This window comes from Thermosynechococcus sp. PP555, from assembly GCF_031583225.1.
Classification (GTDB): Bacteria; Cyanobacteriota; Cyanobacteriia; order Thermosynechococcales; family Thermosynechococcaceae; genus Thermosynechococcus.
The window spans coordinates 1,364,190-1,381,467 of sequence record NZ_CP134168.1; the positions used below are offsets into that span (position 1 = coordinate 1,364,190).

The window sequence follows — 17,278 nt, forward strand, 5'->3', positions numbered from 1 at the left end:
CTAGCCCCGCATCGCCGCCATCAAGAGGGACAGCCAACCCAAGGGATTGCCGCCAGCGTAAATGTCCATGACCGCCTGCGCCAGTTGGGGTAGGCTGCGATGGCCATAGAACCAAGGGGGCGTGACCGGTAACTGGAAGGGAACACGAACCACGGCTTTTTCGGGATAGTCAAACAGAAAGCTATTGTGAACCACGCCCACCCCAGAACCAATGGCCGCTGGTGTATGTCCAGGAAAGGCTCCCCAAGGGGTACAGCCCAACCCATAGGCCAAGGAAACCCATGCATTGATGGCAATAGAACCATAGCGCAATTGGGCGATCGCCTGTTCCAGCACGTCTGCATAGCTGGCCTCAGTACGCGGATCAACGATTAGACTACAGCCGAGGGTACCCCAGAGCCGCTCATTGACAAAGGGCACGGCAGTGGTGAGGTAGGCGGCGGCATCGCTAACGGGCAATTGCACCTCTGCCAACAGACCACAGAAGACCTCCTCTTGGAAAATGCGGGGATTGGCCGTGGGGGTGAGGCCTTCAATCAGGGTCCAGGGAATCGTGCCTTCGACAGCGGGACTCAGCACTGTGGCTTGGGGATAATCCGCCAGAAACGACTCATAGCGGGCGATCGCGCCCGGATAATAGGCAGGGCGAGGGGGAATCGCTTGCAGTTGTGCCTTCAGGGTGTTGAGGAATGCCTCTCGCTGGGGCCATCCCGCAGCCGTGACGAGGATTTGCGCCCCAATGCAGTTAAAGCTGGCGTTATGGACAAGGGCACTGGCCACTTGGCGGGCTTGGTAGGTCAGTTCTGCTGCTGTCCATTCGCCGGGAACGATCAACAGGGGAGTGACATTTCCCAATTCTGCTGTCACGGGTTTGGTCAGCTTCCGTTGTTGGCGGGCTTTGCGAATGGCCTGTTCTGCAGCGGTTTCCCCCCAAACTAGACGATTGTAGGTGTGGTGGGACCCAGTAATATGAATGTGCTGCGTCAATGGATGATGGCAGAGGGCTTCCCCTAGGGCGGCATCTCCTTCAACAATCTCAAGGAAACCCGCCTCAATTAAGGGCGCACAAATCTTGCGAAAACACTCCGTCAAAGGCGCCAAGAGGGGATTCATCTTCAGTAGTGCCACTCGATTGGCCGCCACCAGTTGATAGAGGGCATCCGCCAAGCACAATGATGTGATATTGCCCGCCCCCAGCACCACAGCGACCCCCGGCGGCGGTGGGTTACGGTAAGCACTGCCCTGACTTGGGGGTTGATCGGGTTGGAGCCAAACTTCGGCTTTCACCCCAAACCAAAGTAAACGCTCTTGCCAATTGCGCGGCAGAATGTCAGCGATCGCCTGACCACTGGGGGCAGTTCGCCAGCGCGGCACTGGAGGAGTTGCCTCGTGACGCAGGGCATGGAGATAGTGATCGAGCTTGAGAATTAAGCCCAAAGGGCCTGTTGTCCATTCTTCCCCTGCCCAAACCCCCTGGGGGTCAATACCTTTGATTTGACAGGCCAAGGTCACCCATTCTGGAGCATGGCGACGGGCAAGGGTCTTCATGGCTTGAAGATAGCCCATGCGCTCTCGCGGTGCGAGGCATTGCCAGCGGCTGGCCTGCTGATGGAGGCGTTCCAGTTCGGGAATGGTGGTTGTTGAGAGTGTCATAAAAGGTGGTTGATTTTCTCCTGTGGGCATGGTTTGACAGCGGTGCCGGTGTACTGTTGTCGTCAATACTCCTCTGCCAAGAAACTCAATCGCGATCGCCAGCCCGCTGCGCTACATTAAAAAATTATGAACGATGCAAGGGAGGTAAGGCGTGATTCGTCCCGACAGCGAAGTCATTTTAGAAGTTCGAGAGTTAACGGCCAGTGTGGAGGACACCCCCATTCTCAAAGGCCTGAACTTGACGATTCGCGCTGGGGAAATTCACGCCATCATGGGTCCCAATGGCTCCGGCAAAAGCACCTTCTCAAAAATTCTCGCGGGTCATCCCGACTACACCGTAACTGGTGGCGAAGTGCTCTACAAAGGCAAGAATCTCTTGGACTTGCCCCCTGAAGAGCGTGCCCGTGAAGGCGTCTTTTTGGCGTTTCAATACCCCCTTGAAATTCCGGGGGTGAGCAATCTCGACTTTTTGCGGGTGGCCTACAACGCCAAGCGCAAGCATCAAGGTCTCGAGGAACTGGATGCCTTTGACTTTGATGATCTCGTGCGACAGAAAATTGAACTGGTGAAGTTGGATGAAGGCTTCCTCAATCGCGGGGTGAATGAGGGCTTCTCTGGCGGCGAGAAAAAGCGCAACGAAATTCTGCAAATGGCTCTGCTGGAGCCGACTCTAGCCATTCTCGATGAAACCGACTCTGGGCTTGATATTGATGCCCTGCGCATTGTCGCCAATGGGGTCAACCAACTGACTCGTCCCGATAACTGCATTCTCCTGATTACCCACTATCAACGGCTGCTGGACTATATCGTGCCTGACTATGTCCATGTGATGGAGGGGGGTCGGATTATCCTCACAGGGTCGAAGGAACTGGCCCTAGAACTGGAAGCGCGGGGCTATGACTGGGTTCGCGAAGAGGAGGGGGCTGTATCATGACCATTACAGTCAACGCCAATTCCGATCAAGCGGATCTGCCCAAGGCCAGTCGCACGAATGAACTCAATGATCTATTAAACTGCGCACCGCCCCCGCGCCATGCTGAGTTAGAATCCCTGCGGCAAGCGGCCCGCGATCGCCTCCATGAGCAAACCTTGCCCACCCCCCGCGATGAGGATTGGCGCTTTACGGATTTATCGGCTTTACGGACGCGATCCTTCCAAGCCCCCATTGCCCCCCTCAATCCAGAAATTGTTGCCGAAGTGCGGCATCTGCTGTGTGAGCGCAGCTTTCCAACCGTTGCCCAAATTGTTCTGATTGATGGCTATTTTTGCGGAGAACTCTCCCGTGTGAATGCCGCTGGGGTTGAGCTATTGCCCCCTTCCCTACCAGCGATCGCGCCCCCAGAGGTCTTTAGTGATCTCAATACCGCCATGCTTGCGGATCGGGTTTGTCTGCGTCTATCGGGGACTCTCCCTGAACCTGTGGAGGTGTTCTGTGTCAGTAGTCGGCAGCAGCAGAGCGTTGTTTCACCGCGCCTCTCGGTTGAAGTGGCTGCCCACGGTCAAGCTACCCTAATTGAACGCTTTTTGTCCCTCACGGGCGATCAACAGTTCACCAACAGTGTCACGGAACTCTCCCTAGGCGCCAGTGCCCGCCTGCGCCATGTGCGGATTCAACACCAATCACCAACGGCGATTCACATTGGCTGTACAGCGGTGTGCCAAGCCCAAGACAGTGACTACGAGGGGCACGCCGTTGATTTGGGGGGATGCTTGAGCCGCCACAATTGGCAGGTGCAGATCCAAGGCAGTGGCAGCCAGACAATCCTGAAGGGACTGGCGATCGCCATGGATAGCCAAATTATGGACACCCACTCGGCAGTGTTCTTTAATGCTCCCCATAGCGGCAGTGAACAGATTCACAAGTGCATTCTTGGCGATCGCGCCCACGGCATTTTTAATGGCCGTATTGTTGTGCCACAGGTTGCCCAACTAACCGATGCCAGTCAACTGAACCGCACCCTGCTGCTTTCGGACAAAGCGCGTATTGATACCAAGCCTCAATTGGAGATTGTTGCCGACAACGTCAAGTGCTCCCATGGTGCCACGGTGAGTCAACTGGCCAGCGAGGATCTGTTCTATCTGCGCAGTCGGGGTCTAGAGGTGAGCCAAGCGCAGGATTTGCTGGTCAAGGCCTTTGCCCTTGAACAACTGACGGATCTTCAACCCGAGCCCCTGCAGCAGGAAGTGGAAGCGGCGCTCTTGGCTAAGCTACACTAACCCCTGTTCTTTGGGCAGCATGAATCTTGGCCAAGAAGAATCAGGTGGCGATCGCGCCCCCAGCGGAGCTGCTGTTGCTGACGCAGTTGGTGGAGCAAGCGGGTTACGGTTACCCGAGTAATGCCTGTGTAGCGGGACAGTTGGGCATGGGTGAGCCGCACAGGGAGACGAACACCCGCGGGGGTGCTGACGCCAATCATTTGCCCCAAAACCACTAAAACTTCATACAATCGCTGCACAGCAGTGGGATAATGACCGGCCTTCAGTAACAGATCACTGTAGTACTGCCGATACTGTTGCCCCTCGCAAATGAGGCGTGGTAAGTGGGCAGATGCGTGTACCTCAGCGGCCGTAAATGAGAGGAGGCGACTTGGGCTTAGCGCCTGTATTTCATAGCAAAGATCAGGGGAGCCACAAACGGCCATTCCCGCCGTCCCTAACCCAATAAAACAGAGGTTGCCGTCGCTGTCGACGAGGTTGATCTCAATAATCCCTGTTTGAATCAGCCAAACACGCTCCCGCAGCACGAGGGATGCATTGCGGCCTAGCTCAAAAGCTGGGTAGGCTTTCGCCACAGTTGTGGCTGGATCAATAGGTGTGTAGAGGGGGACGGACATCATTCCCATACCCAAAAACGGAATGATTACTATTATCAAAATTCAAAAGAGAGGCAACCCCGCATTCACTGAGTTGCCCCAAAACCGTCTAGAGACCAAACTCTTGCTTGAGTTGTGCGACCCACTGCTGAACGCGTTGATCCGTAAGATCGGACTGGTTGTCTTCATCAATGAGTAGACCCACAAACCGATCTCCCCGCAGCGCTTGGGAGGCATTGAATTCATACCCCGCCGTTGACCAGTATCCTACCGTCTCACCACCCCGTTCACTAATTTTTGCCTCAAGAATACCAATGGCATCGCCAAAGTTGTCAGCATAGCCCACTTGATCTCCTGCGCCAAAGTAGGCCACTTTTTTGCCAGTGAAATCAATGCTGTCTAGCTCCTCGTAAAAGCCCTCCCAGTCGGCTTGAAGTTCGCCCACATTCCACGTTGGACAGCCGATAATCAGACGATCGTAGGCCTCAAAGTCAGAGGGACTTGCTGATGCTATATCATGCAGTTCTACCACCGCAGCATTGGCAAAGGCGGACTGGATTTTCTCTGCAATCATCTGGGTGTTGCCAGTTTGGGTTCCATAAAATAAGCCAATTGTTGCCATCGATAACATCCTCGTAAATTTTTGCTGGCGTTCTCCTAGGATGTTCTGGGGCGATCGGCAGGATTGGGGAGCCTGTGAACACTGTCGTGCTCCCCTATTTATTATTGCAAATTTATTTCAACTGGAAACCTGTTTTAGAAGACTCGCTGTTGATCGTCCAAAAATTTCGAGCCTCTGTTCAGCACCGATTGTGCCCTCAATGGAGTCGTCGTAGTTGGCAATCAAAGCTCCCTTGTACTGAAGCAGCTATGGTCAAGAGGCCAACCAAGGGCAGAAGGTTCTTAGGAATCTGAGTAAGCGATCCCCACCATCTAGGCGGTGCTGCTGGCGAGATCACCCGAAGCGCTTACCGCGCATTTTCCAGCCCGTTAAAAACATCAGGAGCAAGACGCCACTGAGCGCCAAGATGTAGAGAGGCTTGAAGGCAACACCCAAATAGGCTCCTTCATGGATCTGGAGTAAGACAGCCAGCCGCTGTTTTGGCAAATGCAGCCACTGTTGACTCAAGTGGTAAGCAACTCCTGTGATGGCACTCACCAAAAGCGGCAGCAAGACAACAATAGCTCCATACTGATGGATGAGTCTCAGGCTGCTGCTTGGCTGAGCCAGCCGGTGGTACTGCTTGAGTCGTCTGGGATTGATTAACCTAAAACCACTGACGGTCAGTACGACCACCCCTAAGCCCAAGCAGAGCACATAGAGCAAACTGAAGGACTCCCCCAAAAAGGCGCCCGTATGGATTGTCATCATCAATTTGCCAAAGTCTTTGGATAGTCCTAACCAACTGCGACCCAACCGATAGGCCAAGCCTGTCCACATCGTTAACCCCAAGGGCAGCCACAGCGCGATCGCGACTTGACGATGCAGTTGACGTATTTTCATTCTCGCCCGTCTCCATTCAACTCAGTAGATTCCTGAAAGGAATACCTTGGCTTAAACATCTGCCCATTTGCGCAGTAAATTGGCGTGCACCTTGCAGAGCAGGTCAAACTCAATGGTTTTCCCCTGTTTTTCAAAAATGCTGCGGCGAACAGTATCCAGTTCAAACAGCAGTTCTCGTTCCAAGGGATCGCGAATTAAACTTTGCACCCATGTGACTGCTACAAGGCGAACACCCTGACTCAGCGGTTCCACTCGATGCAAAAAGATGGCTGGATACGCAATCATTGAGCCCGCAGGCAACCTAAAGGACTGTTCGCCCAAACTGGTATCGAGAACCAAGGCTCCCCCTTCATAGGTACAAGGATCACTCAGAAAGAGGGTGAGGGACACATCAGAGCGACTCAACTGCTCACCGCTACCCATTAGGGCATTATCCATGTGGCTGCCATAGACCATGCCGGGTTCGTAGCGGCTAAAAAGGATGGGACGGATGACCTTAGGTTGCAGATAGGCTTGGAAGAGATGATTTCTTGTTAAGGCTGCAAGCACGATTTCTGAAGCCAGCGCATACGCCTCACTGTCTTGCGCCAATTGTTGATTGTCTTTAACCGTTTTTGCATAGAGCCCGGCAGTCAATTTGCCATCTACAAAGACCCCTGACTCAAGGATGACATTTAGGCGATGCAGTTCTTCAGAGGTTAAGACTTGATGGACTTGCAGTAGCATTGGCTTGCTTTCCTAGGGGCTGACCCATAAAGACAACAACTTGGGGGGAGGAAAAACAAGGTTGACATCCTCCCCGGCCTGAAGGCTGTAGATTCCTCACCTCGGAATTCGGACTTCCTGCTCTAACTTTACGAATGGGAATAGGACCACCAGCGTCGGCGTCGATAACGACCCTCTCCACCTTCCTCGCCTTCGCCCCATTCACCTCCTTCGGCCATCAGGTAAATGCTGGAGCCAATGGTTCGGTTTTTCGTAGCAGCGACAGCAGAAGCGCTGGCAGCCGGCGCTGGGAACTCATAGGACACCCCTCCCTCTTCATTACCGGCACTGAGATTGCTGCAACTCGCCATTGTGCTTGCCAATCCTAGGGAGACAAATAGGCAGAGGGCTTTTGAACCGTAACTATTCATAGGTTGCTCCTTGTTCAATGGGCTTTTACTCTATGATTGTGCTCAAGAAAAGTAACAATCTAGGGAAGGTTGCTGTACTTAGGAGCGGGCGAGGAGCTTGACTGTAAAGGTGGTTCCCTGATGCCGCTGACTCTGGACGTCTACCGTGCCCCCATAGTGCTCAACCAGCGCCTTCACCACTGCTAAACCTAACCCTGAGCCTTGGGCATGGTACAACTGTGCCTCCTGAGAACGCCAAAAGCGATTAAACACTTGGCAGATGTCTTCGGGAGGAATACCGATGCCAGTATCCTGAACCTCAACAATCGCAAACGCCCCCCTTTTTTTGAGGTTAATGGTTACAGCCCCATGGCTAGGGGTATAGTGAAGCGCATTATCCAAAAGATTGCTAAAAATCTCATAAATTTGTTCAGGATTGCCATAGACATAGGCATTGGTATCACAGTGATAGGTCAGATGAATCTGTTTCTTCTTAGCGCGATCGTACTGTAGCTCAACGAGTGACTCCAATAGCTCATCCAAGTCAACATTGACCCATTGACTCTGATCAAGTTTATGATGATCCATACGCGCTAGAAGCAATAGCTGATTGATCAAGGTATTCATCTGGTAACAGGCGGATAAAATTACTTTGAATTTATTTGATTGGGATGGTTCAAGATTCTTGGAGTATTGCTCTAGCAAGGAAATCGAAGATTGAATTGCCGTTAGGGGATGTCGCAATTGATGGGAGGCATCTGCAGTGAATTGTTTTAATTGATTGAGTGAAATGAGAATCGGTTGAAGACTTTGATTAGTTAACCAAAATGCTGCCAAAAGCGTAATCATACTAATGCCGAGGATATTCAATAGAAAGATAGATTTTAAGTATTCTAGCTCCCGATCTAACTCAGCGGTTGATTCTATGACACAGACATAGCCAATGGCTTGGCGATGAGGCTCCATTTTGTTTGCTCTGGCATATACCGGCAGAAAGAAATAGCGATATTGATCTTCTTTGACAATTGTTCCAGCGTCAGAAAGATGATTCGGTATACTCACTTTGTCCATCCTTCTGCCTTCATAAACAATTAATTTCTTATCCTTGTCATACCATTGAACACTCTGAGAAAAATGACTGGGGAAGTTTGTCATGACTTCATAGACAGACTCAAAATAATACTTGCCCATTAATTGAGAAACTGTAATTGGTTGCAAGTCTCCTGAAACATTTTTAGGAACATACCCTTTATATTTTGGTTCTTTCTTTAACTCTTCATACTCGTGCTGCAGGATTTCCAAGATATTTGCAGACTGGGTGCCTACTTCTTTTAGATGATCGTCGAGTTGATTGTAGCGGTCATAAACAATCAGAGAGTAAATTGAGAATGAAGAGATAGATAAAATTCCAGTAATCACCAAAAAGTATATAAAAAATAGGCGATGCCGCAGATTGCTAACTCGGCGATTCAAAGTTGGGATTAAGCCGATAGCCAAAACCATAGACAGTTTCAATAAAATTAGGAGGAGCTCCGCCTGCGTTCAGTTTGTGCCGCAGTCTCTTTAAGTGTACTTTAACGGCTTCTTCCCCTGGCACTTCCTCCAATGACCACGCATGATCGATAATTGCTGAGCGGCTAAGGATGCGACTGCCGTTACGCAACAACACCTCCAAAATGGCATACTCTTTGGGGGTCAGCTGGAGCTCTTGGTTGTTATAGGTGACTTTGGCTTTGTCTAGATACAGGGTGAGGGCGCCCCACCTAAGAACAGAGGAAAATGGTAACGACTGACGCCTCAGTAGGGCACGTACCCTGGCCAACAGTTCAGCCAGATCAAAGGGCTTGACTAGGTAGTCATCGGCGCCGGCATCAAGACCCATGACTTTGTCAGTACTGGTGTCTCGAGCCGTTAGGATCAAAATAGGCAGCTGGTAGGCTCTCTGGCGAAGGATTTGGCACAGTCTTAGGCCGTCCATGCGCGGTAAGCCCAGATCTAAAATCAGTAGGTCAAAGGCAGTGGCCTCTAAATACTCAAGAGCTGATTCGGCATCATGTACCACTTCAGGGGTGTAGCGCTGATGGGCTAGGGATTCGGCAATTAAGTTGGCGATGGTTTGATCGTCTTCAACAATTAAAATTTTCATTAAGGCCGGCGGCGTGGGGACACCCCTGTGTTCGTTGCCCAGCTGTAGGACTAGGTGGTGTACTCGGCATTAATTTTAACGTAATCATAGCTGAGATCACAGCCCCAAGCGACACCTCGACCACTGCCATGACCAATACTGACTTCAATCACCACCGGCTGTTCGAGGGACTGCTGGCCACTGGGATCGCTACTAGCGGCGGCTTGATTGACTAAGTAGGCATTGGCAGCGGCGCGATCGAAGGGTAAGGGTTGACCTTGGCGCATCATGGCAATTCCCCCAAGGGAAATGGCCAGATTACTGGCATCAAAGGGCACCCCAGCGCGGCCAGCAGCGGCGGCAATGCGTCCCCAGTTGGGATCCCGTCCATAGATGGCTGATTTGACGAGCATTGAACCCGCAATGGTTCTGGCCACTTGACGGGCAGCGGCATCATCACTGGCACCACTCACCTGAACTTCAATGAGACAGGTCGCCCCCTCGCCATCACGGGCGATCGCCTTGGCTAAATGGACACAGACCGCCGTTAACATTTCCTCAAGGCGGCTGGCTGCTGCGCCCGGCGCCGTAATCGCAGGGGTGCGCGATTGTCCATTGGCCAAAGCAATCACACTGTCATTGGTGCTGGTATCGCCATCAACGGTAATTTGATTGAAGGAGCGATCGCAGGCGCGTTGGAGCATCTCCTGCCACAGAGGGGGCGACACAGCAGCATCACAGGTAATAAAGGCCAGCATCGTCGCCAGATTCGGGTGAATCATCCCTGACCCCTTGGCCATACCGCCAATGCGAATGGGCTGCCCCTCCCACTCGGCTTCGAGGGCAATTTGCTTGGGCACCAAGTCTGTGGTCATAATTGCCCGCGCCGCGGCATCTCCACCTGCATCACTCAAGTTCGCTGTCAGTGTCGGTAGAGCTTGGCGCATTTTCTCAAGAGGAATGGGTTGACCAATGACCCCCGTCGAAGCCACGAGCACCATCTCTGGACTTACCCCCAAGGCCGTTGCCACCATATCTGCTTGGGCGAAAACCGCCTGCCAGCCCTGTTCTCCCGTAGCCGCATTGGCCTGACCGGAATTACACAAAATCGCCTGCGCTGTTCCCTTCGTTTGTAACCGCTGACGACAGTAGGTGACAGGTGCCGCACACATGTGGTTCGTCGTAAATACCCCAGCGGCGATCGCCGGCACATCGGAAACAATCAAGGCCAAATCCAGTGCCCCCGAAGCCTTCAGTCCTGCCGCAATGCCCGCAGCTCGATAGCCTTTGGCGGCAGTCACACCACCCGTAATCTGTTGCCAGTGGCTCATAGCGTCGTCAATAAGAGAATCGTTGCGATTATATCAAGGGTCTTTCCCAAAACAGCCACTATTAACGGTTTTTGCAGAAGTCTAGGGGAAGATACGACTCAAGGGGAGCCGTTGTTCAGTGATCGGCAGGGCGATCGCTCCCGTCGCGGGCACAATTCGCCGATTCAAATACCCAAAGGTTGTCGGTGTAATTTGCGCTGGTTCACTATAGGCTTCGAGAGTGCGATCCACCAAGTTAAAAAGCCAGTAGTGGGGAATCCCTGCCTCGGCATAGAGCATCAATTTCACAGCGCGATCGTACTCTAGGGAAGAGTCCGCCACCTCAATTAGCAATTGCACTGCCGCTGCTGTTGGATGCGCCGTGGCGTAATCATCCTCCCGATTGTCAACAAGGGTAATGTCTGGCTCAGGTTCACTGTGATCTGCAATTACAATCGGCGATTGACAGCGTAGGGTTGCCCGCTCACCCACCATTGGCATTAAGACCCGCAGGAGTCGGGTGATACAGGTTTCGTGGGCTGTCCCCTTAGCCGCCATCTTAATCAGTTCTCCCCGCACTAATTCGATGGGATCATCCTCGCCCAAAAAGCCGAGTTCAGCTAAACGGTGATAGTCCTCAATGCGGAAGTGCAGCGGGGATGGTGTTAATGTGCGAGTCGTCGGGTTCATGATTGTTTAGCCCGTATTGCGCATACCTGCCGCCACACCATTGATCGTCAAGAGAGCGCCCCGCAGCAACTCACCCCGGCCATAGCGGGAGCGGAGAATCGCCCCAGAGGTGGTTTGGCTGTTGTGCTGGCGTAGCCGTTTCAGGAGAGATACTTGCAGGAACCCCAAGGGAACAATGGTGCGATTGCGCAGTTGCACCGATCGCTGCAGGGCGGGATCGCCATCGAGCAGCCGCTGATGGCCAGTAATCGTGAGCACCAATTCCGTGGTCAGGCGATGTTCCTGAGCAATCTGATCGTAGAGGCGGAAAAAGGCTTCACGGTTTTGGGGTTGGCTGAGTTCTTGGACATAGTAGCGGGCAATCTCTAGATCCACTTTGGCAAGGGTCATCTCAACTTTGGAGATCACCATGCGGAAAAAGGGCCATTTGTAGTAGAAGTAGCGCAACAGGGAGAGATGCTCAGCGGGTTTTTCCTCAAGGAATTCCTTCAGGGCAGTGCCCACACCATACCAAGCCGGCAGCAGGAAACGGGTTTGCGTCCAACTAAAGACCCAAGGAATTGCCCGCAAACTCTCAAGGGTTTTCTTACCTCCCCGCCGCGTGGGTCGGGAGCTAATTTGCAGTTGGCTAATTTCTTGAATCGGAGTAACTTCGTTAAAGAATTCAATGAATTCTGGCTGCTCATAGATGAGATGGCGATAGCATTGGCGCGATCGCGTGGCCAACTCCTCCATAATCTCGTGCCAAGGCTCAATTTCATCAATACTACTGCGCAGCAAACTCGCTTGGATCACCGCTGTCGCCACTGTTTCGAGGTTAAAGAGCGCCAATTCCGGCAACGAGTATTTAGAAGCCAGCACCTCGCCCTGCTCCGTAATCTTGATTCGTCCTTTGATCGTTTGCTCTGGCTGTGCCAAAATGGCTGCGTAGGCAGGCCCACCCCCCCGTCCCACAGAGCCACCCCGGCCGTGGAAAATCCGCAGTTGGAAGCCAAAGTTTTCCGCAATTTTCTGGAGCCGCTGCTGTGCCTTATAAATTTCCCAGTTGCTACTGAGGAAGCCAGAATCTTTGTTGCTGTCGGAATACCCCAGCATCACTTCCTGTAAAAAGGGAGTACTATGACTGCCTAGATAGCTGCGGCAAAAGGGGAGAGAAAACAATTCCGTCAACACCGCCGGGGCGTGCTTGAGATCCTCAACGGTTTCAAACAAGGGAATGGCCTGCAGGGTACTTGTCCCTGTGGCTGGATCAAACAGCCCCGCCTCCTTGGCAAAGAGGAGCACCTCCAACAGATCACTGACCTCGTGGCTCATGCTGATGATGTAGGTATTGCACAGATCAGTGCCAAACTCTTGCTGAAGTTGCCGCACCATGCGGAACGTTTCAATGATTTCATTGGTGCGATCGCTAAAGGGGAGTTCCCCCGGAATCAAGGGGCGACGGGTTGAGAGTTCACTGAGGAGCCAGCGAGTGCGTTCCGTTTCCGACAATTCCGTATAGGGACAGGGGAGAATGCCCAAATAGGCGGTAATTTCATTAAGCGCCTCAGCGTGACAGGTGCTTTCTTGGCGAATATCCAAGGCTGCCAAATTAAAGCCAAAAACCTCGACTTGGCAAATCAAATCATCCAGTTCGCGGCAGGCCAGTCCCGTTTCCTTGAGGTTGCGCTGAATTAGCAGCAGCTCCGCTAAAAAATCTTGACCATGGCGATAAAATTGACCGCTGTTGAGATCTTCGGCCTCATGGCGGCGAATACAGTAGGTTTGCAGCGCTCGGTTGCGATCGCGGGTATTTTGCAGCCGTTTGAGCACATAGGTGAGTTTCAGACGGTAGGGTTCCTGCCGATAGCGCACGGCATACTGGTCATAGACGCTAGGGAGTTGCCGTTGATCCTGCTCAAGGGAATCCAGTAAATCCGGCAGCACATCACACCAGTGCAGGGACAAACTCAGCAGATTGATCAACCGCTCAACGGACTTAATATATTCCTCAAGAACTAGGTTGCGCTGATAGCAGGCGGTTTGCCACGTTACTTCTGGTTTGACGTAGGGATTGCCATCGCGATCGCCCCCCACCCAAGAGCCAAAGCGACAGAAGCTGCAGCGGGGTGGCTGTAGCTGGGGAAAGGTTTCCTGTAGGGCTTGCCCAAGGCGGCGATAGAGCTTGGGAATAACAGCAAAAATCACCTCCTTAAAGTAGTGCAGGGTGTATTCCACCTCGTCGAGCACTTCGGGCTTAAATTGGTGCAGCTCATCGGTGCGCCACCAGAGGCGAATTTCCTCCATCAGTTGTGCCCGCAGGGTTTGGGCATCCCAATCCGTCAGGTGCGGAGAAGCCCCCTCTAGCACATCCAGTTGCTCGAGTAAGCGGGCAACCCGCCGCTGCTTATCACGAATCGTTTGCCGCACAATCTCTGTCGGGTGAGCGGTGAAGACCAGCTTAATGTCCAGTTGATCCAGCAGCTTTTGAATATGGCGCGGCGGTACATTCAGTGTATGCAGCCGCGGAAAAAGCCAAGCAAAGGAACCATACTGCTGAGTGGCGGGAATGGCTTCGTAGAGACTATGCTCTAGGCGTTCACTCGGTCCACTGCGCACATCCGTTGCATTGGCAGCATGATGGGGCAAGGGAAAGCCTTCACCACTGACACCGGAAATCGGTTCACTCATGACACTGCGGCGGCACAGTCCCTCTTGGGCAGCTCGTTCGCGATTGTATTGTTGCTCGTAGTGCTGCTCGACAATGTTGATAATTTGAAAGTAGAGGTTAAAAGCACGCGCTGCTCTGATCGCTTGATTGAGTTCGAGGGATTCAATGACCTTCAGCAGTTCCCCTTCTGGGGCATGGAGCGCATGGCCTTCTGGCGAAGAGAGAGCACCCAAGCGCCGCAATAGATCAACCAATTCTTGACCGGATTCTGCCGCCAAGACATCTACCAAGACCTCTTCCACCAGTCGCAAACGTGCCTGTAGGGTGCGGGCTGCTAAACTTTCACTTTCAATCAAGCGATCGCGATTGGTCGCATCGAGGACTGATGTCATATTTACCCCAGTCTGCAAAGATAATACTCCCTACTTTACCCAATCCTGAGCCAGGGCAGTACAACAATTGATAACAGGCGTATTAAGGATTTGTTAACAGTTCTAATCTTTTTTGCTGCTGAGAATCAGTTCTAGGTGTTGCAAGCGATCGCGCACGCCATAATTCACCAAAGTCATGCTTTGCAGACGTTCCAGCCAGCCGGCACTGATGCCATTGAGATACTGAAGTAGCGGCCAACGCTGGCTCAAGGGAGCAAATAGCTCTGGCCAACGGGCATAGACCAACCCACGAATCCCTTGCCGCTGTCGCAGGAGGTTCTCCGGCAGCCAAGACACCTTTTTATGCTGGCTAGGGAACAGTACCGATAGGGAGGAGGCCAAGATCAGGCGATCGCCCCGTTGCTCATAGGCCGCGGCCACATCAGAGACCAAGCCTTCACTGGTCTGCGGGTCAAGAATTAATTTCACCCAAGCAGTGACGGGTTCTTTATTCAAGACCAAGCGATTCACCTCATAGCCATTGGCGCGGGCAAGATCATCCAATTGTTGCAGCACAGTTGCCGCCTCTGGGGTATTGCGCGTCTGCCACCACCATTGCCACTGTTCATCGCCTTGGCGCCAAAGGGCAAGGCTAAAGCGATCGCTGGCCAAGGGAAAAATTTGCCTCGTCACGTCCAAGGGTATCTCTCCTGTCAAATCCCGCAGCAGTTGGCTGGCAATCTCATCCCCTTGGGGCGTTCTGCCAAAGCGGTAGTCTGCCAAAGCCTTGGTGAGTTGGCTATAGCCCTCTGGCAAGTGGGAACCCGCAACCACCACCGTCGGCAGCGGTTCTTGGGCACGGCGGAACTCAAGGTCAAGGGGATCAGCAGCTAGTGTCGGATCACTGGTGCGGTGCAGCAGCGTTTCCAGATGCAGCTCGTTGTTTTGCGCCTTCACGGCCAACAGCAGGCGATCGTAGGTGGGTGCCAGTTCACGATCCTCACGACTTAGGGATTGCAGGTTGGCATAGTAGAGGGCCGTAGGTTGAGCGTCTAATTGAGATCGCGCCGCTTGATAAAAGCTCAAACCCGCCAGATTGCCATCCGCGGTTACTGCTGACCCCAAGCTAGCGATCATGGTCTCCACATCGGCAGCGAGGAGCAGGCGATCGCCCAGTCGTGCCGTCACCAAATCCTTACCCACTTGGAGGGGGATATTTTGATAGACTTGCGCCTCAAAAGGATGGCTCTGCCAGTAGGTCTCTAAGAAAGCCGTTGCTGCATCTGGCCGCTTCAGGGGCAGAACCCACAACTGCCGCGGGGATGGACACACTTCAGAACAGGGGAACTGGGCAACCGTCACCCCTTCTCCCACCCAAGTACTAACCTCAGACCACGACCAACCCCAATGAGCCAGTTGGGATACCCCAAAACGCTCCCACAAAAAACGCAGCGGATCGCTACTGGGACGTTGATTGAGCTTGAGGACACTCTGGGCTTGGCGGGGGACAAAGATCAGGTCATCGCTATCGGCAGCGAAGGCTGGCTGGCCACAGGTGAGAACCAACCAGCAGAGGATAAAGACCAAAAACGATGACCATAGCGATCGATGGTGCGGTTGCATCAGTGCCCTCAATGTGGCAGGCCAAATTAGCGGTTGGTGACAGTGGCCACATCCCGCGAGGTCAAGCGCTCATAGGTCGCCCGCATTTTCAGCCCCGTCAGCACTTGGAACAGACCCGAACCATTATCGGAACCCGGATAGTCACGGTGCTTCAGCAGCAGTTCCGTCATTTCACCATAGTGCTTGGTGGAGGTGTTGCTCAGGTGGCTTTCGATGTAGATCAATTCATCGAGTTTTTCAAAGCGACCGTCCACTTCTAACACCGAAACGGGGTGACCATAGTATTCATCAGGCCCATAGCTGAGGCGGATGCCCGGATAAGAGCAGGTGAGCTTACGACCGCAGGGAATCCAAGTAATCGTGGAGCCTTCATCAAAAAGATAGACTGGCTCAAAGCCGGGGATGCCTTCCCGTTGCAGCATCCGTACCCGCAGGATATTGCCGACTTTTTCCTCTTTGACCAACTGGGTCGGCAGAATTTGCAAGACCACGTCAGCGTACTGCTTTTGGGGATCGATATAGGCCATGAAGTCGGGGCGACGGGCATTGATAGAGGCAATCACGTCTTCGTAGCTGTGACCCCGCTCGGCCATGTCGCGCTTGATCTTCCAAGCAATTTTTACATCGTCGCTGATGTCGAGATAGACACTAAAGTCAATCAGCGATCGCACCCGTTCATCGTAAAGGGGATGCAGCCCTTCAATCACAATCACGTGGTTGGGATCAACCCTCTCTGGCGGGTCAATCGTCCCCGTTTCGTGGTTGTAGATGGGTTTCATGATTGATTCGCCATTTTTGAGAGCCTTGATCTGCTCATACATCAGATCAAAGTTGTTGGCGCGGGGATCAAGAGCCGTAATCCCCGTTTCTTTCCGCTGCTTGCGATCCAGACTGTGATAGTCATCCAAGCAAATCACAGTCATAAACTCTTCGCCAAACAGATCGGCCAGTCGGCGCAAAAACGTTGATTTACCACAGCCGGAGTCTCCAGCAACGCCGATGAGAACCACACGGTCTGGCTTACTGCTCATAGCTGACGATTCCCTTTGCTCGTAGAAGTGGACATCCCCTGATGGGGTGGTTCAGTATTCCCTTACTGATATTACAAGGGTGGTGTCCCTCTGTGATAGTTTTTTGGTCAAAAAGAGGAACATTGCCCTCCATAGGGGGGAGCGGTGGTTGCCCTAGGGAAGCGTTTGGGATACACTAGTAGATTGCGAAAGTTAGTCCTAGGGATCATCATGGCCTGCCCCAAGAAGAAAACCTCGAAGTCCAAGCGCAGTATGCGTCGTGCGGTCTGGAAGCGCCAAGCTGCCCTTCAAGCGCAACGTGCCCTTTCCATTGGCAAGTCTATTTTGACCGAGCGCGCCCAAGGCTTCTACTTCCCTGAAGCTGAAGAAGAAAACGAAGACGAACAGGAGTAA

The 17,278-nt window shown here is 52.8% G+C and carries 15 protein-coding genes; 3 read left to right on the forward strand and 12 right to left on the reverse strand.

The annotated features are described in order from the left end of the window. Positions 1-1,653, reverse strand: a complete 1,653-nt coding sequence (locus RHH27_RS06585; RefSeq protein ID WP_302677846.1) for an aldehyde dehydrogenase family protein — start codon at positions 1,651-1,653, stop codon at positions 1-3. A 151-nt stretch (positions 1,654-1,804) separates the two neighbouring features. Here RHH27_RS06585 and sufC point away from each other — a divergent pair, with 151 nt between their 5' ends. Both sufC and sufD read left to right on the forward strand, forming a co-directional pair. Then, positions 1,805-2,587 (forward strand): Fe-S cluster assembly ATPase SufC, encoded by a 783-nt coding sequence (sufC, locus tag RHH27_RS06590; protein WP_286626523.1) that lies wholly within the window; start codon positions 1,805-1,807, stop codon positions 2,585-2,587. Further along, on the forward strand, positions 2,584-3,870 hold the full coding sequence (sufD, locus tag RHH27_RS06595) for a Fe-S cluster assembly protein SufD (RefSeq protein ID WP_206199477.1): 1,287 nt from the start codon (positions 2,584-2,586) through the stop codon (positions 3,868-3,870). Before sufC ends, sufD begins: the two co-directional genes overlap by 4 nt. Here sufD and RHH27_RS06600 read toward each other — a convergent pair. The 11 genes from RHH27_RS06600 to RHH27_RS06650 all read right to left on the reverse strand — a co-directional run bounded on the left by RHH27_RS06600 (position 3,867) and on the right by RHH27_RS06650 (position 16,885). Further along, positions 3,867-4,490, reverse strand: a complete 624-nt coding sequence (locus RHH27_RS06600; RefSeq protein WP_302677847.1) for a Crp/Fnr family transcriptional regulator — start codon at positions 4,488-4,490, stop codon at positions 3,867-3,869. The genes sufD and RHH27_RS06600 overlap by 4 nt on opposite strands. 85 nt (positions 4,491-4,575) lie before the next feature. Then, positions 4,576-5,088 (reverse strand): flavodoxin FldA, encoded by a 513-nt coding sequence (gene fldA, locus RHH27_RS06605; RefSeq protein ID WP_302677848.1) that lies wholly within the window; start codon positions 5,086-5,088, stop codon positions 4,576-4,578. Between the two features lie 333 nt (positions 5,089-5,421). Then, positions 5,422-5,970 (reverse strand): PepSY domain-containing protein, encoded by a 549-nt coding sequence (locus RHH27_RS06610; protein WP_302677849.1) that lies wholly within the window; start codon positions 5,968-5,970, stop codon positions 5,422-5,424. A gap of 51 nt (positions 5,971-6,021) precedes the next feature. Next, entirely contained in the window at positions 6,022-6,696 is a 675-nt protein-coding gene (locus tag RHH27_RS06615; protein ID WP_302677850.1) for a Fe2+-dependent dioxygenase, read from the reverse strand. 488 nt (positions 6,697-7,184) lie between these two features. Next, positions 7,185-8,504: a cell wall metabolism sensor histidine kinase WalK gene (locus tag RHH27_RS06620; protein ID WP_302677851.1), complete on the reverse strand. Its 1,320-nt coding sequence runs from the start codon at positions 8,502-8,504 to the stop codon at positions 7,185-7,187. Positions 8,505-8,541: 37 nt separating this feature from the next. Beyond that, on the reverse strand, positions 8,542-9,231 hold the full coding sequence (locus RHH27_RS06625) for a response regulator transcription factor (protein ID WP_149818035.1): 690 nt from the start codon (positions 9,229-9,231) through the stop codon (positions 8,542-8,544). Positions 9,232-9,281: 50 nt separating this feature from the next. Continuing rightward, positions 9,282-10,541 carry a bifunctional glutamate N-acetyltransferase/amino-acid acetyltransferase ArgJ gene (argJ, locus tag RHH27_RS06630; protein ID WP_206199484.1) on the reverse strand — a complete coding sequence of 420 codons (1,260 nt, stop codon included), beginning with the start codon at positions 10,539-10,541 and terminating at the stop codon, positions 9,282-9,284. Between the two features lie 81 nt (positions 10,542-10,622). Next, entirely contained in the window at positions 10,623-11,210 is a 588-nt protein-coding gene (locus RHH27_RS06635) for a Uma2 family endonuclease (RefSeq protein ID WP_302677852.1), read from the reverse strand. Positions 11,211-11,216: 6 nt separating this feature from the next. Then, positions 11,217-14,252 (reverse strand): phosphoenolpyruvate carboxylase, encoded by a 3,036-nt coding sequence (gene ppc, locus RHH27_RS06640; protein ID WP_302677853.1) that lies wholly within the window; start codon positions 14,250-14,252, stop codon positions 11,217-11,219. A 102-nt stretch (positions 14,253-14,354) separates the two neighbouring features. Then, positions 14,355-15,854: a DUF3352 domain-containing protein gene (locus RHH27_RS06645; RefSeq protein WP_302677854.1), complete on the reverse strand. Its 1,500-nt coding sequence runs from the start codon at positions 15,852-15,854 to the stop codon at positions 14,355-14,357. Between the two features lie 26 nt (positions 15,855-15,880). After that, positions 15,881-16,885, reverse strand: coding sequence for a phosphoribulokinase (locus tag RHH27_RS06650; protein ID WP_149818046.1), 1,005 nt, complete (start codon positions 16,883-16,885; stop codon positions 15,881-15,883). Between the two features lie 210 nt (positions 16,886-17,095). Between RHH27_RS06650 and RHH27_RS06655 the strand changes: the two genes are divergently transcribed. Further along, positions 17,096-17,278: a 50S ribosomal protein L32 gene (locus RHH27_RS06655; protein ID WP_024124949.1), complete on the forward strand. Its 183-nt coding sequence runs from the start codon at positions 17,096-17,098 to the stop codon at positions 17,276-17,278.